Below are 18,945 nucleotides of genomic sequence, written 5' to 3'. Positions count from 1 at the left end.
CAAGAACAAAATGTCGGTCGATACCCTTCCCCAGTCCTCCATTCCGATCACGTCGCCGCTGCGGCCGCACTTCGGATTCCTCACCTCGACGCCGATCATCGCCGCGGCGACGGTCCTGCTCGCCTTGATCGTGCTGATCTCGATCCTGGCGCCGCTGATCGCGCCGCACGATCCGATCCAGCTCGCCCCGTCGCAGCGGCTCAAGCCGTCCTCCGCGCAATTCCTGCTCGGCACCGACGCCTACGGCCGCGACCTGTTGTCGCGCGTGATCTATGGCGGCCGCGTCTCGCTCTTGATCGGCATCGGCGCGGCGATCCTGTCGATCGCCATCGGCCTTGCGATCGGCCTCGTCTCCGGCTTCTTCAAGCTGGTCGATTCCGTGATGATGCGCGTCATGGACGGCCTGATGGCGATGCCGAGCATCCTGCTCGCGATCGCCGTGGTGTCGCTCTCCGGCGCCAGCCTCTGGACCGTGCTGATCGCGATCACGATCCCCGAGATTCCGCGCGTGGCCCGCTTGGTCCGCTCCGTCGTGCTGTCGGCGCGCGAGGAGCCTTACGTCGAGGCCGCGATCTCGGTCGGCTCGAGCCTGCCGAAGATCATGTGGCGCCATTTGATGCCCAACACGATCGCGCCGCTGATCGTCCAGGGCACCTATATCTGCGCCAGCGCCATCCTGACCGAGGCCATCCTCTCCTTCCTCGGCGCCGGCATCTCGCCGGAGACGCCGACCTGGGGCAACATCATGGCCGAGGGCCGCCAGTACTTCCAGATCAAGCCGTCGCTGATCTTCTGGCCGGGCCTGTTGCTCTCCATCGCCATCCTCAGCATCAACCTGATCGGCGACGCCGCCCGCGACGCCCTCGATCCGCGCATGAAGCAGCGGGAGGGGAAGTGAGGATCCTTCGTTTCGTCATTCCGGGGCGCGACGAAGTCGCGAGCCCGGAATCCATCTCACCACTTGCATCGCGGCTCAATGGATTCCGGGTTCGCGCTACGCGCGCCCCGGAATGACGGCGGAGAGAATTGACGTGACCAACACCATCCTCGACATCAACAACCTCGTCGTTTCCGTCGGCAACAAGCCGAATGGGCCAAAGATCATCGACGGCATTTCGATCCAGGTGCGCGAGCGCGAGACGCTGTGCCTCGTCGGCGAAAGCGGCTCGGGGAAGTCGGTGACCTCGCTCACCACGATGGGCCTGTTGCCGAAGGGCACGCTGGTGCCGACCGCCGGCAGCGTGAAGCTGGTCGGCGAGGAGCTGCTCACCGCCACCGACCGCCGCCTGCGCCAGCTGCGCGCGACCAAGATGGCGATGATCTTCCAGGAGCCGATGACCGCGCTCAATCCGGTGGTGCCAGTCGGCCGCCAGATCGACGAGGTGCTGCGCGCGCACACCAAGCTCGATGCCAGGGCGCGCAAGAAGCGCATCCTCGACATGATGGAGCAGGTCCGCCTGCCCCAGGTCGAGCGCATCTTCGCCTCCTACCCTCACCGCCTCTCCGGCGGCCAGCGCCAGCGCATCATGATCGCGATGGCGCTGGTGCTGGAGCCGAAGCTGCTCATTGCCGACGAGCCGACCACCGCGCTCGACGTCACCACGCAGAAGCAGATCCTGACCCTGATCCGCGACCTCCAGCGCGATCACGGCACCGCCGTGCTGTTCATCACCCACGACATGGGCGTGGTCGCCGAGATCGCCGACCGCGTCGCGGTGATGCGGCAGGGCCGCCTGGTCGAGACCGGCGCGCTCGAGACCGTGCTGCGCAACCCGACCATGGAATACACGCGCAACCTGCTCGCCTCGGTGCCGAGCCTGGTGCCGCGGGCGCCGCGCGAGGAAACCCGCGAGCCGGTGGTGCTCGAGGCCAACGAGCTCAGCAAGGTTTACAAGGAGCGCGCCTTCTTCGGCAAAGGCCGCGAGGTCGTCGCTGCCGACAAGGTCACGTTGACGCTGCGCAAGGGCCGCACGCTCGGCATCGTCGGCGAAAGCGGCTCGGGCAAGTCGACGGTGGCGCGCTGCATCGTGCGCCTGATCGACCCGACCTCCGGCGGTGTGCGCCTCGCCGGCCGCGAGATCGCCGACATTTCGCGCCGCCTGCTGCAGCCGCACCGGCAGAAGATCCAGATCGTGTTCCAGGATCCCTACCGCTCGCTCAACCCACGCGTCACCGTCGGCGAGAGCATCGCGGAAGGCCCGATCAATTACGGCACTTCGCATGCCGACGCGATGAAGCGCGCGCGCGAGCTGCTCGAGCTGGTCGGCCTGCCGCCCGACGCCGTGTCGCGCTATCCGCACCAATTCTCCGGCGGCCAGCGTCAGCGCATCGCCATCGCCCGGGCGCTCGCGCTCGATCCCGACGTGCTGGTCGCGGACGAAGCGGTCTCCGCGCTCGACGTCTCCGTGCAGGCGCAGGTGCTGGAACTGCTCGACGAGATCCAGAAGCGGCTCGGCATCGCCATCCTGTTCATCACTCATGACTTACGCGTCGCAGCCCAGATCTGCGACGAGGTCGTGGTCATGCAGCACGGCCGCGTCGTCGAACAAGGACCGGCCGCCGAAGTGCTCACCCATCCGAAGGAGGCCTACACCAAGGCCCTGCTGGATGCAGCGCCGGGACGCAACTGGGACTTTGCGAACTTCCGGCCGGTGGCGGAGGGCGTTGCGGCGAGCGCGTAGGTCTATCCGCTCGTCATTGCGAGCGCCGCGAAGCAATCCAGCATCCCTCCGCGGAGAAAGTCTGGATTGCTTCGCTACGCTCGCAATGACGTGTGCGCGGCACGCATTCCCAAAACAGCTTGAGGCCATGCACGGCGCGATGGCCTCTCACCTTGCTCTCTCCGCAGGGCCAAGGCTAACGTCGCGCACTTTCAAAACGCTGGACCTGAACTGAATGACACGCATCGCCGTCGGCGGCTTCCTGCACGAGACCAACACCTTCGCTCCGACCAAGGCGACCTTCGCCGACTTCCAGCATGGCGGCGGCTGGCCGGCGATGACGCAAGGCCAGGACGTCTTGAAGGTGATGCGGCGCATCAATGTCGGGCTCGCCGGTTTCGTCGACAGTGCTGAAGCGAACGGTTGGGAACTCGTTCCGACCATCGCCTGCGGCGCGAGCCCCTCCGCGCACGTCACCAAGGACGCCTTCGAGCGCATCGTGAAGGTCATGGTCGACGGCATCGCCGCCGCCGGGCCGATTGACGCGGTCTATCTCGACCTGCACGGCGCCATGGTGACCGAGCATCTCGACGACGGCGAAGGCGAGATCCTGGCGCGTGTGCGCCGCGTCATCGGCAAGGATGTTCCGCTGGTCACCAGCCTCGATCTCCATGCCAACGTCACGCCCGAGATGATGGAGCACGCGGACGCGCTGATCGCCTACCGCACCTATCCCCATGTCGACATGGCCGAGACCGGACGCGCCTGCGCGCGGCACCTCGCGCTGCTGCTGCAGACGAAGCAGCGCTTCGCAAAAGCGTTCCGGCAATTGCCGTTCCTGATCCCGATCAGCTGGCAATGCACCAACGACCAGCCCACCAAGGGCATCTATGAGAGGCTCGCCGCGCTGGAGAGCGATGCCGTCCCGACCCTCTCCTTCGCGCCCGGCTTCCCCGCCGCCGATTTCCGCGACTGCGGTCCGAGCGTGTTCACCTATGGCAAGACGCAAGCAGACGCGGATCGTGCGGTGGACGCGCTTCTGAAGCTGATCGAAAGCCATGAGGACGATTTCGACGGCACGATCTGGTTGCCCGACGACGGCGTGCGCCACGCCATGGAACTTGCCAAGAGCGCCAGCAAGCCGATCATCATCGCCGACACCCAGGACAATCCCGGCGCCGGCGGCGATTCCGACACGACGGGCATGCTGCGCGCGCTGGTGCGCAACAGAGCGAGTGCGGCAACCGGCGCGATCTACGATCCGGAATCGGCCAAGGCCGCGCATGCGGCCGGCGTCGGCGCCACCGTGACGCTGTCGCTCGGCGGCAAGTCCGGCATTCCCGGCGACGCGCCCTATCGCGAGACTTTCGTGGTCGAGCAGCTTTCCGACGGCCGCTTCATCGCGCCCGGACCGTATTACGGCGGCCGCGAGATGGAGATGGGCCCGTCCGCAGCCTTGCGCATCGGCGATGTCCGCGTCGTCGTCTCCTCGCACAAGGCGCAGCTCGCCGACCAGGCGATGTACCGCTATGTCGGCATCGAGCCGACCGAACAGAAGATTTTGGTCAACAAGAGTTCGGTGCATTTCCGCGCCGACTTCGAGCCGATCGCCGAGAAGCTGATGATCTGTGCCGCGCCCGGCGCGATGCCGGCCGACACTGCTTCGCTGCCCTGGACGCGCCTGCGACCCGGCATCCGCATCAAGCCGAACGGCCCCGTTTTCAATCCACCTTCACGCTAACCGGACAGGACACATGCCCACGATCGATCGCATCGACGGCTACGCCGACGAACTCACCGCCATCAGGCGCGACCTTCACGCCCATCCCGAGATCGGCTTCGAGGAAGTGCGCACCTCCGGCATCGTTGCCGACAAGCTGAAGAGCTGGGGCATCGAGGTGCATCGCGGCCTCGGCGGCACCGGCGTGATCGGCGTCATCAAGGGCAAGGGCTCCGGCAGCAAGCGCATTGGCCTGCGCGCCGACATGGACGCGCTGCCGATGGAAGAGAACACCAACCTGAAGTGGAGCTCGAAGATCCCGGGCCGCTTCCACGGGTGCGGCCATGACGGCCACACCACCATGCTGCTCGGCACCGCGCGCTACCTCGCCGAGACCCGGAATTTCGACGGCACCGTGCACCTGATCTTCCAGCCGGCCGAGGAAGGCCTCGGCGGCGCCCGCGCCATGATCAAGGACGGCCTGTTCGAGAAATTCCCCTGCGACGAGCTCTATGGCCTGCACAACGCGCCCGACCTCAACCACGGCGAGATCGCGATCCTGCCCGGGCCGGCGATGGCCAGCGCCGACTTCTTCGACCTCCGCATCACCGGCTACGGCGCGCATGGCGCGATGCCCGAGCGCTCCAAGGATGCGGTGGTCATCGCGACCACGCTGGCGCAGGCGATCCAGACCATCGTCAGCCGCAACGTCGACCCGCTGCAGGCTGCGGTGGTGTCGATCACCCAGATCCATGCCGGCTCCGCCTACAACGTCATTCCCGGCGACGCGCATCTGTGCGGCACCATCCGCACCTTCTCGAAGGAAGTGCGCACCCTGGTCAGCGAGCGCATCCGCACCATCTGCGCCGGCATCGCGAGCGCCTATAATTGCGCGATCGACGTCGACATCCGCGACACCTTCAACGTGCTGGTCAACCAGGTCGAGCAGTCCAAGGTGGTCGAGGAGGTCGCGCGCACGATCGTCGACCCCGCCAACGTAATCACCCGCACCCAACCGAAGATGGGCAGCGAGGATTTCGCCGACATGCTGGAGACCATTCCCGGCGCTTACTTCTGGGTCGGCCATGACGGCTCGGTGCCCGTGCACAATCCCGGCTTCGTGCTCGACGACAAGATCCTGCCGATCGGCGCCAGCATGTTCGCCCGCATCGTCGAGACGCGCATGCCGGTGGGTGGCAATGCATAAAAAGAGCGTCGAGGAAGCGGTCACCTCGCTGCACGATCTGTCCGCGGTCGACCTGATCGCGGGCTATCGCGCCAAGCAGTTCTCGCCGAGCGAGGTGCTGGAGGACGTGCTCGCGCATGTCGCGGCCTGGGAACCGCATCTGAAGGCGCTCTATGCGTTCGACCCCGACGGCGCGCGCGAGGCCGCAAAGGCCTCGACCGCGCGCTGGAGCGGCGGCGAGCCGTCCGGCGCGCTCGACGGCGTGCCCGTCACGGTGAAGGACAACATCGCGACCAAGGGCGTGCCGGTGCCGCTGGGCGCGGCCAGCGTGAAACTCGTGCCGGCGGAGAAGGATGCGCCGCCCGCCGCGCGGCTGCGCGAGGCAGGCAGCATCATCTTCGCCAAGACCACCATGCCCGATTACGGCATGCTGTCCTCCGGGCTCTCCTCGTTCCATGCGCTCGCGCGCAATCCGTGGGACCTCAGCAAGAATCCCGGCGGTTCGAGCGCCGGCGCAGGCGCCGCTGCTGCGGCCGGCTATGGCCCCTTGCATCTCGGCACCGATATCGGCGGCTCGGTCCGTCTGCCCGCCGGCTGGTGCGGCCTCGTCGGCCTGAAGCCCAGCTTCGGCCGCGTGCCGATCGATCCCACCTATGTCGGCCGCGTCGCAGGCCCCATGACCCGCACGGTTGATGATTGCGCGCTGATGATGAGCGCGATCGCCAAGCCCGACCGGCGCGACGGCATGAGCCTGCCGGCGGAGCCGCTGAACTGGAAGGGACTGGAGAAGTCGCCCCGCAAGCTGCGCATCGGCTTGATGCTCGATCCCGGCTGCGGCCTGGCGCTGGAGAAGCCGGTGCGCGAGGTCGCGGTGAAGGCCGCGAAGGCGTTCGAGTCCGCTGGCAGCGTCGTCACCGAGGTCGACGGCATCCTGACGCGCGAGATGCTCGACGGCCTCGACAATTTCTGGCGCGCGCGGATGTGGGACGATCTGTCCAGGCTAACGGCGACCGAGCAGGCCAAGGTGCTGCCCTATATCTTCAGATGGGGCGAGTCCGGCGCGAAGCTCTCGGGCGTCGATGTCATCCGCGGCTTCAACCAGACCATGGCGATCCGGGCCGCGGCCTCGAAGCTGTTTTGCGAGCTCGACTATGTGATCTCGCCGACCGCGCCGAACGTGAACTTTCCGGCGGAATGGGCTTCGCCGACCAACGATCCCATGAAGCCGTTCGAGCACATCGCCTATACCGTACCGTGGAATATGTCGGAGAACCCGGCGATCTCCCTCAACGGCGGCTTCGACGCCAAGGGCTTTCCCATCGGCGTGCAGATCGTCGGCCGCCGCTTCGACGACATCGGCGTGCTCGGCATGGCCAAGGCGTTTGAAGGTCTCCGCGGCCCGCAGCGGCCCTGGCCGAAGCCGCCGGCGAAGTAGAGATCTTCCGTCATTCCGGGGCGTCGCGAAGCGACGAGCTATGGTGCGCAATTGCGCACCTGAGAATCCATAACCACGATAATGAGTATGGATTCCGGGCTCGCGCCAAGAGGCGCGCCCCGGAATGACGTGCTAAAGAGAGAATAAGAAACAAAGGAAGGAAATCACTATGGCGTATGAGACGATCAAATACGAGGTCGCCGAGCAGATCCTCACCATCACGCTGAACCGGCCCGACAAGCTCAACGCCTTCAACGCGCAGATGCAACGAGAGCTGATCGACGCGTTCGACGCCGCCGACAAGGATGACAATGTCCGCGCCATCATTGTCACCGGCGCCGGCCGTGGCTTTTGCGCGGGCGCCGATCTGTCGTCCGGCGCCGACACGTTCGACCGCGACGCGCGGCGCGGGCCGGTCAAGCGCTTCGCCGACGGCAAGGTCGACTATAGCGACCCGCAGGTGCGCGACGGCGGCGGCCAGGTGACCTTGCGCATCTTCAAGTGCCTCAAGCCCGTGATCGCCGCGGTAAACGGCCCGGCGGTCGGCATCGGCGTCACCATGCAGCTGGCGATGGACATCCGCATCGCCTCGGAGGCGGCGCGCTTCGGCTTCGTGTTCTCCCAGCGCGGCATCGTCCCGGAGGCGGCCTCGAGCTGGTTCCTGCCGCGCATCGTCGGCATCTCGCAGGCGCTGGAGTGGTGCTATTCGGGCCGCGTCTTCCCGGCCCAGGAAGCCCTTGCCGGCCGCCTCGTCAGCAAGGTGGTCGCGCCGGACGATCTGCTGCCGACCGCACGTGCGCTGGCAAAGGAGTTTTGCGCCAAGACCGCACCGGTGTCGGTCGCGCTGATCCGGCAGATGATGTGGCGCATGATGGGCGCCGACGATCCCATGGAGGCCCACAAGGTCGACAGCCGCGGCATCTACGCCCGCGGCCGCTCCGAGGACGTGAAGGAAGGCGTGGTGTCTTTCCTGGAGAAGCGTCCGGCGCAGTTCAAGAACAAGGTGTCGACGGACATGCCGGATTATTTCCCGTGGTGGACGGAGCGGGAGTATAAGTGACACTCTCGTAGGGTGGGTTAGCCGAAGACGTAACCCACCTCTTTGAATATCCGCGGTAACAGACGTGGTGGGTTACGCCGAGCAGATGCGCTTCGCGCATCTGCAGGGCTAACCCACCCTACAAGGCAAACGGCACCGTCACTGCATCAGCAGCGCGACCCGTCCGATCGCCTTGCGGTCGATCAACAGCCGCATCGCCTTCGCATAATCCTCCAGCGGCAGGCGGTGCGAGACGTTGGGGCGCAGCTTGCCCTCCTCCGCCCATTGCAAGAGCGCCTTCAGGCGGACCTCGCCAAGTGCAGGATTCTTGCGCACCGCTTCGCCGGCGCGCACGCCAAGCACGCTGGCGCCCTTGATCAGCAGGAGATTGGTCTTGGCCGAGCCGATGCCGCCGGTGAAGCCGATCACCAGCAGCCGCGCGCCCCAGGCGATGCAGCGCATCGAATCTTCAAAGACCTGGCCGCCGACCGGGTCGAACACGACGTCGGCGCCGCGGCCATCGGTGATGCGCTTGACGGCATCGCGAAACGGCTCGCGGTCGTAGCGGATAAGATGATCGGCGCCGCGCGATCTCGCGATCTCAAGCTTCTCGTCGCTGGAGGCGGTCGCGATCACGGTCGCACCCAGCATCTTGCCGATCTCCACGGCGGCAAGGCCGACGCCGCCGCCGGCGCCGTGGACCAGCAGCACCTCGCCCGGCGCGACCCGGCCGCGATCAATCAACGCATGATAGGCCGTGCCGTGGCCGGCGAGATAGGTCGCAGCCTCGGCATAGTCGAAGGTGGACGGCATGGGGGTGAGCTGCGACGGCGTCACCACGGCTTCATCGGCAAAGGCGCCATGGCGCATCTTGACGATGACCTTGTCGCCGACGGCAACGCCGCTCGCCTCCGCGCCCAATTCGGTGACGTCACCGGCAGCCTCCATGCCAGGCGTGAACGGCAGCTCCGGCTTGAGCTGGTATTCGCCAGCGGCCATCAACACGTCGGGAAAGTTCAGCCCGGCGGCGCGGATGGCAACGCGTACCTCGCCCGGCTTCAGCGCGCGCGACGGAAATTCTTCCAGCCGCAAAGTCTCGGGCGCGCCGAGTTCGCGGCAGATGACGGCGCGCACCATCAGGCCGCGCTCGCGTTGCTGCGCTGAAGCGCTTCGCGGATCAGCGGCAGGCGGTCATTGCCGAAATACATGTCAGTCTTGTTCACGAAGATGGTCGGCGAGCCGAAGCCGCCGCGCGCCATCACCTCCTCAGTATTGGCCTTGAGCTGGTCCTTGATGCCCTGCTCGGCAATGCCGGCGAAGAACTTCTGCTCGTCGATACCGACTTTCCTGCAGATCTCCGCGAGCACCGCGTCTTGCGAGATGTCCTTGTCTTCGCCCCAATAGGTCTCGAACACAGATGTCGCGAACGGCACCATGTCCTGACCGAGCCAGAGGCAGCCGCGCATCGCCTTGACGCTGTTCACCGGAAACACCGTCGGCGGCATCTTGATGGCAAGGCCCGCCGAACGCGCCCAGTCGGCGAGGTCCTTCTTCATGTAGCGCGCCTTCAGCGGCACCGGCTTCTCGCGCTGCGCGTAGACGCTCGGATTGACCGTGTTGAAGATGCCGCCGACCAGGATCGGACGCCAGGTGATGGCGGCGCCGAGCTCTTTGGCGAGCGGTTGGATGTTGTGGAAGGCGAGATAGGTCCAGGGGCTGGAGCAGTCGAAGAAGAATTCGATCATGGGGGTTCCTTGTGGCTTGTTTGTCTCGATCTCTCCCCGTCATTGCGAGCGAAGCGTAGCAATCCAGAATCTTTCCGCGGAACCAGTCTGGATTGCTTCGCTTCGCTCGCAATGACGAGGAGGGAGCGGAGGCCTACTTCCTTCCCAACACTTCCTTCGCACGCTGGCCGAACATGATCTTGCGTGATTCCTCGTCGAACGGCTCTTTCACGAATTTTCCGATCGCGAGCCCCGCCTGCACCTGCGGTCTGGCGCGGACCTCGGCATACCAGCGTTTCACATTGGGATAGTCGTCGAGCGTAAAACCCTGCGCCTTGTGGGTCATGGTCCAGGGGAAGCAGGCGATGTCGGCGATGGAATAGTCGCCGGCGACATAGGCGCCGGTCTTGGCCAATTGCCGGTCGAGCACGCCGTAGAGCCGCGCCGCCTCGTCGCGATAGCGTTCGATCGCGTAAGGGATCTTCTCGGCCGCATAGAGCGCGAAATGGCCGTGCTGGCCGAGCATCGGCCCAAGGCCCGCCATCTGCCACATCACCCACTGGATCGTGGTGGAGCGGCCGCGCAAATCGGACGGCAGCAAGCGACCGGTCTTCTCCGCAAGATAAACCAGGATCGCGCCGGTCTCGAACACCGAGAACGGCGCGCCGCCATCAGCGGGATCGTGATCGACGATGGCGGGAATGCGGTTGTTCGGAGAGATCGCCAGAAACTCAGGATTGAACTGCTCGCCGGCGCGGATATTCACCGGGATCACCTGATAAGGCAACCCGAGTTCCTCCAGCATGATCGAGATTTTCCAGCCGTTCGGCGTCGGCGCGTAATAGAGGTCGATCATGACCTTTCCGTTGGCCTTTCCTCTGGCCCTTGCTTGGGCCTTCCCTGTCGCCGCTGCTGGAATGGAGAGCGACTTTCGTTGTTCTGTACCTCGACGTTAGGACATGGCAGGAAGGGGCGCAACTCAACCTGCCGGGAGGGCCGCCATGCTGTTTCCAACCACGATCGCCGGCTCCTTGCCGAAGCCGGAATGGCTCGCCGAGCCCAACATGCTCTGGGCGCCCTGGAAGTCCGAAGGCGACCAGTTGCTCCGCGCCAAGCGCGATTCGACGCTGATCTGGCTGAAGATCCAGGAGGACGCCGGCATCGACATCGTCACCGAAGGCGAGCAGGCCCGGCAGCACTTCGTGCACGGCTTCCTGGAGAAGATCGAGGGCATCGATTTCGCCCACAAGGTCGAGATGGGAATCCGGAAAGATCGTTACAAGGCGATGGTGCCGCAGGTGGTCGCGCCGCTCCGGCTGAAGGGCCGCGTCCATGCCTTCGAGGCGCGCGTCGCGCGCACGCACACGAAGAAGCAGCTGAAATTCACCCTGCCTGGTCCGATGACCATCATCGACACCATTGCCGATCGCTACTACGGCGATCGGGTCAAGATGGCCTTTGCCTTCGCAGAGCTCTTGAACGAGGAAGCCAAGGCCTTGCAGGCCGACGGCGTCGATCTCGTGCAGTTCGACGAGCCCGCCTTCAACGTCTACATGGACGAGGTCAACGATTGGGGCATCCAGGCGCTGGAGCGCGCCGCGCAGGGCCTGACCTGCGCCACCGCCGTGCACATCTGCTACGGCTACGGCATCAAGGCCAACACCGACTGGAAGGAGACGCTCGGCAGCCAGTGGCGGCAATACGAGCAGATCTTCCCCGCGATCGATGCCAGCCCGATCCAGCAGGTCGCGATCGAGTGCCGCAATTCCAAGGTGCCGCTCGACCTGCTCGCGCTGCTCAAGAACAAAATCGTGCAGGCCGGCGTGATCGACGTCGCCAGCGACACGGTGGAGACGGCCGAGGACGTCGTGAAGGTGATCGAGGCGGTGTCGCAATTCGTGCCGAAGAGCAACATCATCGCCACCACCAATTGCGGCATGGCGCCGATGCGGCGCGAGATCGCCGAAGCCAAGCTGATGGCGCTCGGCGCGGGCGCCGCGGTGGCGCGCGAGAGGCTGGGCTGATCACGAGGATGTCGGCGCTTCAGCCCGACGCCGTCGGATGCAGCACGGGCCGATAACCGGCCATGATCGCGCGCAACGTGGAAGGCGGCGTCAACAACATCGCCCGATCGACCATACGTGCATGCGACGCGTAGCCCGCCGGCGACCACAGCCGCGTCTGTCCCTGCATCACCAGAAAGCTGTCTTCGCCCTGCTGCACCATCGCGCCGTCGGGCAGGTCCGCCAGCGGCATCGTAAGCGGGTGCAGTTGCTTGCGGCCGTGATCGAGACGCTCCCGATGCAGGACGGCATCCATCGCCTTGGCGCTGATGTTGCTCGCACCATTGCCCTTCTCCCACGCCGCGCGAAATCGTTTGGCGTCGTCGCGCCGGCAAAAGAAGCAGGGCCGGTGCCCTGCCGCGAAGGCGGTGGCCTCGTCGAGGAAGAACAGCTCGGTCCAGCTCCGCCGCGCCATCACCGGACGACGCCAGCCGCGGAATTCGCACAGGCATGTGATCCAGGCCGGCGTCGACCAGCGCTTCTTCAGCAGCGTCTTCGTCGCGGGATCGTGGATGATGCCGCGATTGCCGGTGAACAGACCGCGGTGTGGCGTGGCGATGATGTCGCCGGTGGGGGTGATGCGGTTTTGGAGGGGCATGGCTGCGGGTCCACTCCCTCTCCCCGTTCTTACGGGGAGAGGGTTGGGGTGAGGGGCTGCTTCCGCAAATTCGGTGACAGTGGGACTCGCGGAGAGTCCCCCTCACCCGCGCCTTCGGCGCGACCTCTCCCCGCAAGCGGGGCGAGGTGAAGAAAGCTCACGCCGCCCCGTCGCGTAGCGGCGGGTGGTAGGACAGCGCGGTGTCCCAGGGGAAGAAGATCCAGGTGTCCTGCGACACCTCGGTAATGAAAGTGTCGACCAGCGGGCGTCCCATCGGCTTGGCGTAGACGGTGGCGAAATGCGCATCGGGGAGCATCTCGCGCACCAGCTTGCCGGTCTTGCCGGTGTCGACGAGGTCGTCGACGATCAACAGGCCCTTGCCGGTGCCGCCGCCGAGCTTCATGGCCGCCTCGGAAATGCCCTTGAGCACCTGGAGGTCGCCCTGCTTGTTGTGGTCGTAGCTGGCGATGCAGACCGTATCGATCACGCGCACCCCCAGCTCGCGCGCCACGATCGCGGCCGGCACCAGGCCGCCGCGGGTGATCGCGATCACCGCATGGAACGGACCGACCTCGTTGAGCCGCCAAGTCAGCGCCCGACAATCCCGGTGGAACTGATCCCACGAGACGGGGAAGGCCTTGCCTGCCCGCTCCTGCGCACTCAGTTCCGGTGCTTCACCAGCCATCGCCTTTCTCCTGCAATCTCGTCCGGCAATTCTCTGCTAGCGGTTGACGTTCAATCCCGCCAGCATTTCCTTCACCGCGGCCATTGCCGCCCCGAGCTTCTCCGGATCGCGCGAGCGCACCACCAGGTTGGTGTTGGGCTTCTGCTCCTCGTCCATGAAGGGATAGCTGCCAATGATGGTGTCGGGATGGGCGGCGGCGATCGCCCGCAGCGGGCCGCCGATGTCGCCCTCGCGTGCGTTGGCGCGGACCGACTCGGACAGCATGCGCACGCCCGACTTCAGCTTGGGCGCGACGATGTCCATCATCGCCTGCATGATCGACGGCACGCCGGCCATGACGATGACATTGCCGATCTTGAAGCCGGGCGCGAGGATGGTCGCGCTCTGGATCAGCTCGGCGCCGTCGGGGATGCGGGCCATGCGCAGGCGGGCCTCGTTGAGGTCCTGCTCGCTCCAGCGCTCGCGGAAGCGGGCGACCACCTCCGGGTGATGGTCGATGCCGACGCCGAACGCCTTGGCGACGCTATCTGCGGTGATGTCGTCATGGGTCGGCCCGATGCCGCCGGTGGTGAAGACGTAGGTGTAGCGATGCCGCAGTGCATCCAATGCGGCGATGATGTCGGGCTCGTCGTCGGAGACGACACGGACCTCCTTCAGGTCGATGCCGATATTGGTCAGGTATTCGGCGATGAAGCCGATATTCTTGTCCTTGGTCCGGCCGGACAGGATTTCGTCTCCAATGACCAGAATGCCCGCCGTGACGATCTCGCTCATGCCTTAAGTCCCTCACCTGTGACGCCGACTTTGCCGAGGTAACGCGTTGAAGTCACGCGGTTTTGCTTCTGAAATAAGCAGTCTTCAGCCATTTTTTCAGGCACGCCACCGGCCATCGGCGGCAAATGCCCCTTCTCCATGCTTATCGCGCTGGCCCGGCCCTTGCTACCACATGAAAGTCATGCACTGTTGACGCGTGGCCAGGACGTTGCGGTCTTCACCAAGGCCTGACGATCTGTCGAATGGCGCAACGCCTTGCGGAGACAAGTCGGGATCTATGGCAGTCGCGTTTGATGAAATGAACATTCCCGGCGGGGACCTTCGCCCCGCCTATCAGGAGCTGGCACGCTGGCTCAAGGAGACGCCTCCCGAGGCGCTTGAATATCGCCGCCAGGAAGCCGAGCTCCTGTTCCGCCGGATCGGCATCACCTTCGCGGTCTACGGCGATTCCGAATCCACCGAGCGCCTGATCCCCTTCGATGTGATTCCACGGATCATGTCCGCCAAGGAATGGGGCGTCCTGGAGAAGGGCCTGAAGCAGCGCGTGCGCGCGCTCAACATGTTCCTGCGCGACATCTATCACGGCCGCGACATCCTTCGCGCCGAAATCGTGCCCGACGATCTGATCTTCCAGAATCCGGTGTTCCGGCCCGAGATGAACGGCCAGCAGGTGCCGCATGACGTCTACGTGCACATCGCCGGCATCGACATCGTCCGGGTCGACGCCGAGGACTTCATCGTGCTGGAGGACAACGCCCGCACGCCGTCGGGCGTCTCCTACATGCTGGAAAACCGCGAGATCATGATGCGGCTGTTTCCGGATCTGTTCGCCCGCCACAGGGTGGCGCCGGTCGAGCGCTATCCGGACGAGTTGCTCGCCGCGCTCCGCTCGGTCGCGCCGCAGAGCGCTTCGGGCGAGCCGACGGTGGCCCTGCTCACCCCGGGCGTCTACAATTCGGCCTATTACGAGCACTCCTTCCTCGCCGACAAGCTCGGCATCGAGCTGGTGGAAGGCCGCGACCTCGTCGTCAAGAACAACGAAGTGTTCATGCGCACGACGGAAGGGCTGAAGCGGGTCGACGTGATCTATCGCCGCGTCGACGACGACTTCCTCGATCCCCTCACCTTCCGTCCCGATTCCGTGCTCGGCGTGCCCGGCCTGATGTCGGCCTATGCGGCCGGCAACATCACGCTCGCCAACGCCGTCGGCACCGGCATCGCCGATGACAAGGCGATCTACTCCTACATGCCCGACATCGTGAAATTCTATTTGGGCGAGGAGCCGATCCTGAAGAACGTGCCGACCTGGCGCTGCCGCGAGCCGAAGGACCTCGCCTATGTGCTGGACAATCTGAGCGAGCTCGTCGTCAAGGAAGTGCACGGCTCCGGCGGCTACGGCATGCTGATCGGTCCCGCCGCGACCAAGGCAACGATCGAAGCGTTCCGCGACAAGCTCAAGCGCGAGCCGGAAGGTTTCATCGCCCAGCCGACGCTTGCGCTCTCGACCTGCCCGACCTGCACGGCGTCGGGCCTCGCGCCCCGTCACGTGGACCTGCGGCCGTTCGTGCTCACGGGCAGCAAGAGCACAACGATCGTGCCGGGTGGCCTCACCCGCGTCGCGCTCAAGGAAGGCTCCCTGGTGGTGAACTCGAGCCAGGGCGGCGGCACCAAGGACACCTGGATTTTGGACGAGTAGAGAGATGCTGTCGCGTACTGCCGAAAACCTCTACTGGCTCGCCCGCTACGTCGAACGGGCCGAATATCTCGCGCGCACCATCGATGCGACGCTGCGCGTCACCGCGCTTCCCGCCGCCTATATCGGCAAGACCAATGAATGGGATTCGGCGCTGCTCACCGCCGGCGTCGCTGCGAGCTTCTATCAGGCCTATGAGGAAGCCAACGAGCACAATGTCGTCGAGTTTCTCTCGTTCTCCCAGAACAACCCCTCCTCGATCCGAAACTGCATCGAAGCGGCGCGGCTGAACTCGCGCTCCGTGCGCACGGCGCTCACCAGCGAGATGTGGGACACCATCAACTCGGCGTGGATCGAGCTGCAGGCGGTGTGGAGCAAGGGCACCTCGACGCGCGAGGACCTCGCAAAATTCCTGCGCTTCGTGCAGGAGACCTCGCTGCGCTTCGACGGCTCGGCCTACCGGACCATGCTGCGCAACGACGCCTATTGGTTCTCGCGCATGGGCGTGCATCTCGAGCGCGCCGACAACACCGCGCGCATTCTCGACGTGAAGTACCACGTGCTGCTGCCCGAGGAAGAGCATGTCGGCGGCCCGCTCGACTTCTACCAGTGGAGCTCGATCCTGCGCTCGGTCTCGGCGCTGACGGCCTATCACTGGGTCTATCGCGAGACGCTGAAGCCCTGGCTGATCGCGGACCTCCTGATCCTCAACGACACGCTGCCGCGTTCGCTCGCCAGCTGCTACGGCAACCTCGTGCGCAACCTCGACCAGATCGGCGTCGCCTATGGCCGCCAGGGCCCGGCCCAGCGCCACGCCCGCGGCATCCGCAACCGACTGGAACACAGCAACATGAACGACATTTTCCAGCATGGCGTGCATGAATTCATTCAGGAATTCATCGCGGACAATTCCAGGCTGGGCGAAATCATCACGAAGCAGTATTTGATTTGATCCACGCTGTCGTTCCGGGATGGTCCGAAGGACCAGACCCGGAATCTCGAGATTCCGGGTTCGATGCTGGCGCATCGCCCCGGAATGACGCCAGAACAACGGTCCACCATGCGCCTGCGAATCCAGCACACCACGACTTATCGCTACGAGCCGCCGGCCACCAGCGTGATCCAGATTCTGCGCATGACGCCGGGTAGCCATGACGGGCAGTACGTCGCGGAATGGCAGATCGACGTCTCCACCGACACCAAGCTTGAGATGCATGAGGACGCGTTCGGCAACGTCACCCACGTGCTGTCCTGCGGGCCCGTCGGCGACATCCAGATCATTGCCGATGGGCTGATCGAGACCCACGACACCGGCGGCGTGCTGCGCGGCGCCGATGAGCGTTTTCCCGCCGGCATGTTCCTGCGCGCCACCGATCTCACCTCCGTCAATCCGGCGATGGCGGCGGTCGCGCGCCAGTTGCGCAGCGAGGCCGAGAGCGACACGCTGGGCTTCCTGCACACGCTGATGACGCAGGTTGCCGATCACATGACGTTCGACGAGGACCCCACCAACAGCGGCACGTCCGCGGCGGAGGCGTTCACGCTCAAGCGCGGGGTCTGCCAGGATTACGCGCACATCTTCATCGCCTGCGCCCGCGCCGGCGGCGTGCCGGCGCGCTTCGTCTCCGGGCATTTCCTGCGGGCGGACGACACGGTGCACCAGGACGCCGGCCATGCCTGGGCGGAGGCCTACGTGGCCGATCTCGGCTGGGTCGGCTTCGATCCCGCCAACAGCATCTGCGCCACCGACGCCCATGTCCGCGTCGCCATCGGGCTCGACTATCTCGGCGCCGCCCCGGTGCGCGGCACGCGCTACGGCGGCGGCACGGAAACGCTGACGGTGGCGGTGAAGGTCGAGCAGGCCGGCCGCGGCGGGCAGTCGCAATCGCAGTCCCAGCGGCAGGGCTAGGCGCGGCCGTCGGGCCACGTCGGCCGTGGTACACTCGCGGATCAGATACCGCGAGGTACCCATGGCCACCGTAAAACTGCTTTCGGACGATGAGCTCTCCAGCGAGGCGCGCGCCGTCTTCGACGATATCCGCAAGGTGCGGAAATCGGACTTCGTCAACAATTTCTGGCGCGCGCTGGCGCATGATCCGAAGACGCTGCGGCGAACCTGGGAGAGCATCAAGGAGGTGATGGCTCCCGGCGCGCTCGATCCCAAGGTCAAGGAAATGCTCTATGTCGCGGTGTCGATCGCGCATGGCTGCAGCTATTGCATCCACTCCCACACGGCGGCGGCGCGGGCCAAGGGCATGACCGAGGCCGAATATGGCGAGCTGCTCGCCATCGTCGGCATGGCCGCGGAGACGAACAGGCTGGTCACGGCGCTCGGCGTGCCCGTCGACGAGGCGTTTCTGGTCGATGCGGCGGATTGAGGCCTGAGCGGAGCGCTAAGCCGATTCCTCGTCATTCCGGGGCGCGCGTAGCGCGAGCCCGGAATCCATTCATCCACCAACTCTGCGGCCCGATGGATTCCGGGCTCGCGACTTCGTCGCGCCCCGGAATGACGGCCGGAATCGGGGGTTGGAGTGGCCCCTGAAATTGGCTAGTAATTCCGCGCAAACGCGTTCGGGGACTGGAAATGACCTATTGCTGCGGAATCCTGGTTCGGGACGGTCTGGTGATGATCGCCGACACCCGCACCAATGCCGGCCTCGACAACGTCTCGACCTTCCGCAAGCTGCACATCTTCTCCAAGCCCGGCGAGCGCATCATGGCGATCGCCAGTGCCGGCAACCTCGCCATCAGCCAGTCGGTGCTGTCGACGCTGACCGAGGGCCTCGAAGACCCCAACACGGGCGAGATCGAGACGCTGATGAACGCGCCGACCATGTTCCAGGCCGCCCAGCGCATCGGCCGTGCGATCCGGGCGGTGCATGCCACCGAAGGGCCGGCGCTGAAATCCGAGGACGTGTCCTTCGACGTCTCCTTCCTGTTCGGCGGCCAGATCAAGGGCGCGCGCATGCGCCTGTTCATGGTCTACACCGCCGGCAATTTCATCGAGTGCACCACCGACACGCCCTACCTGCAGATCGGCGAGCACAAATACGGCAAGCCGGTGCTCGACCGTGCCATGCACTACGACGTCGAGCTCTACGAGGCGCTGAAGACGGGCCTGATCTCGATGGACTCGACGATGCGCTCGAACCTCGGCGTCGGCCTGCCGATCGACGTGCTGGTGGTGCGCACCGACGCCTGCGAAGCCGATCTCAACCATCGCATCGAGGCGGGCGAGCCTTATTTCCACGACCTGCGCTCACGCTGGTCGGCGGCCTTGCGCGCGGCGCACCAGAACATTCCGCGCCCGCCCTACAAGAACGACAAAGAACCCAAAACCTGACAGCAGAAGAGAAAAGGCAGGAAAC

The 18,945-nt window shown here is 65.4% G+C and carries 18 protein-coding genes; 12 read left to right on the top strand and 6 right to left on the bottom strand.

Translation table 11 applies throughout. The annotated features are described in order from the left end of the window. Positions 1-10 precede the first annotated feature (10 nt). The 6 genes from ACNJYD_RS14735 (at position 11) to ACNJYD_RS14710 (ending at position 8,061) form a co-directional block, all read left to right on the top strand. Positions 11-898 carry an ABC transporter permease gene (locus ACNJYD_RS14735; protein WP_439366751.1) on the top strand — a complete coding sequence of 296 codons (888 nt, stop codon included), beginning with the start codon at positions 11-13 and terminating at the stop codon, positions 896-898. A gap of 133 nt (positions 899-1,031) precedes the next feature. Further along, positions 1,032-2,681, top strand: a complete 1,650-nt coding sequence (locus ACNJYD_RS14730) for an ABC transporter ATP-binding protein (protein WP_439366750.1) — start codon at positions 1,032-1,034, stop codon at positions 2,679-2,681. A 214-nt stretch (positions 2,682-2,895) separates the two neighbouring features. Beyond that, positions 2,896-4,401 carry a M81 family metallopeptidase gene (locus tag ACNJYD_RS14725; protein ID WP_439366749.1) on the top strand — a complete coding sequence of 502 codons (1,506 nt, stop codon included), beginning with the start codon at positions 2,896-2,898 and terminating at the stop codon, positions 4,399-4,401. A 13-nt stretch (positions 4,402-4,414) separates the two neighbouring features. Further along, the gene (locus tag ACNJYD_RS14720) at positions 4,415-5,587 is read left to right on the top strand and encodes a M20 aminoacylase family protein (protein ID WP_260379807.1); all 1,173 of its coding nucleotides are present in this window, start codon (positions 4,415-4,417) and stop codon (positions 5,585-5,587) included. Then, positions 5,580-7,001: an amidase gene (locus ACNJYD_RS14715; protein ID WP_212258100.1), complete on the top strand. Its 1,422-nt coding sequence runs from the start codon at positions 5,580-5,582 to the stop codon at positions 6,999-7,001. The genes ACNJYD_RS14720 and ACNJYD_RS14715 overlap by 8 nt, the downstream gene beginning before the upstream one ends. Before the next feature lie 169 nt (positions 7,002-7,170). Next, positions 7,171-8,061, top strand: coding sequence for a crotonase/enoyl-CoA hydratase family protein (locus ACNJYD_RS14710; protein WP_439366748.1), 891 nt, complete (start codon positions 7,171-7,173; stop codon positions 8,059-8,061). Between the two features lie 138 nt (positions 8,062-8,199). Here the strand turns inward: ACNJYD_RS14710 and ACNJYD_RS14705 are convergent, their stop codons facing one another. The 3 genes from ACNJYD_RS14705 to ACNJYD_RS14695 form a co-directional block, all read right to left on the bottom strand. After that, positions 8,200-9,177: an NADPH:quinone oxidoreductase family protein gene (locus ACNJYD_RS14705; RefSeq protein ID WP_212258098.1), complete on the bottom strand. Its 978-nt coding sequence runs from the start codon at positions 9,175-9,177 to the stop codon at positions 8,200-8,202. Beyond that, the gene (locus ACNJYD_RS14700; protein ID WP_212258097.1) at positions 9,177-9,785 is read right to left on the bottom strand and encodes a 2-hydroxychromene-2-carboxylate isomerase; all 609 of its coding nucleotides are present in this window, start codon (positions 9,783-9,785) and stop codon (positions 9,177-9,179) included. Before ACNJYD_RS14700 ends, ACNJYD_RS14705 begins: the two co-directional genes overlap by 1 nt. 133 nt (positions 9,786-9,918) lie before the next feature. After that, positions 9,919-10,620: a glutathione S-transferase N-terminal domain-containing protein gene (locus tag ACNJYD_RS14695; RefSeq protein ID WP_212258096.1), complete on the bottom strand. Its 702-nt coding sequence runs from the start codon at positions 10,618-10,620 to the stop codon at positions 9,919-9,921. 145 nt (positions 10,621-10,765) lie between these two features. Between ACNJYD_RS14695 and ACNJYD_RS14690 the strand changes: the two genes are divergently transcribed. Next, on the top strand, positions 10,766-11,788 hold the full coding sequence (locus ACNJYD_RS14690; RefSeq protein ID WP_212258095.1) for a methionine synthase: 1,023 nt from the start codon (positions 10,766-10,768) through the stop codon (positions 11,786-11,788). Positions 11,789-11,807: 19 nt separating this feature from the next. Here ACNJYD_RS14690 and ACNJYD_RS14685 read toward each other — a convergent pair whose 3' ends face one another. The 3 genes from ACNJYD_RS14685 to ACNJYD_RS14675 all read right to left on the bottom strand — a co-directional run bounded on the left by ACNJYD_RS14685 (position 11,808) and on the right by ACNJYD_RS14675 (position 13,884). Continuing rightward, a complete protein-coding gene (locus ACNJYD_RS14685; protein ID WP_212258094.1) occupies positions 11,808-12,425 on the bottom strand; it encodes a hypothetical protein in 618 nt (205 codons plus the stop codon). Between the two features lie 157 nt (positions 12,426-12,582). Next, positions 12,583-13,110 (bottom strand): xanthine phosphoribosyltransferase, encoded by a 528-nt coding sequence (gene gpt, locus ACNJYD_RS14680; RefSeq protein ID WP_008562986.1) that lies wholly within the window; start codon positions 13,108-13,110, stop codon positions 12,583-12,585. A 36-nt stretch (positions 13,111-13,146) separates the two neighbouring features. After that, on the bottom strand, positions 13,147-13,884 hold the full coding sequence (locus ACNJYD_RS14675; protein ID WP_172783047.1) for a competence/damage-inducible protein A: 738 nt from the start codon (positions 13,882-13,884) through the stop codon (positions 13,147-13,149). A gap of 277 nt (positions 13,885-14,161) precedes the next feature. Between ACNJYD_RS14675 and ACNJYD_RS14670 the strand changes: the two genes are divergently transcribed. The 5 genes from ACNJYD_RS14670 (at position 14,162) to ACNJYD_RS14650 (ending at position 18,920) form a co-directional block, all read left to right on the top strand. After that, a complete protein-coding gene (locus tag ACNJYD_RS14670; RefSeq protein ID WP_172783046.1) occupies positions 14,162-15,580 on the top strand; it encodes a circularly permuted type 2 ATP-grasp protein in 1,419 nt (472 codons plus the stop codon). A 4-nt stretch (positions 15,581-15,584) separates the two neighbouring features. Beyond that, positions 15,585-16,529: an alpha-E domain-containing protein gene (locus tag ACNJYD_RS14665; protein ID WP_172783045.1), complete on the top strand. Its 945-nt coding sequence runs from the start codon at positions 15,585-15,587 to the stop codon at positions 16,527-16,529. A 108-nt stretch (positions 16,530-16,637) separates the two neighbouring features. Next, positions 16,638-17,486, top strand: a complete 849-nt coding sequence (locus tag ACNJYD_RS14660; RefSeq protein WP_439366747.1) for a transglutaminase family protein — start codon at positions 16,638-16,640, stop codon at positions 17,484-17,486. A 61-nt stretch (positions 17,487-17,547) separates the two neighbouring features. After that, positions 17,548-17,955, top strand: a complete 408-nt coding sequence (locus ACNJYD_RS14655) for a carboxymuconolactone decarboxylase family protein (protein ID WP_172783043.1) — start codon at positions 17,548-17,550, stop codon at positions 17,953-17,955. A gap of 206 nt (positions 17,956-18,161) precedes the next feature. Then, a complete protein-coding gene (locus ACNJYD_RS14650) occupies positions 18,162-18,920 on the top strand; it encodes a proteasome-type protease (protein ID WP_025037198.1) in 759 nt (252 codons plus the stop codon). Positions 18,921-18,945: the final 25 nt, after the last annotated feature.

The sequence above is a fragment of the Bradyrhizobium sp. SPXBL-02 genome (assembly GCF_051853065.1).
Taxonomy (GTDB): Bacteria; Pseudomonadota; Alphaproteobacteria; order Rhizobiales; family Xanthobacteraceae; genus Bradyrhizobium.
Note: the sequence above shows the minus strand (reverse complement) of the source record. Positions and strands in the feature narration are given on the sequence as shown.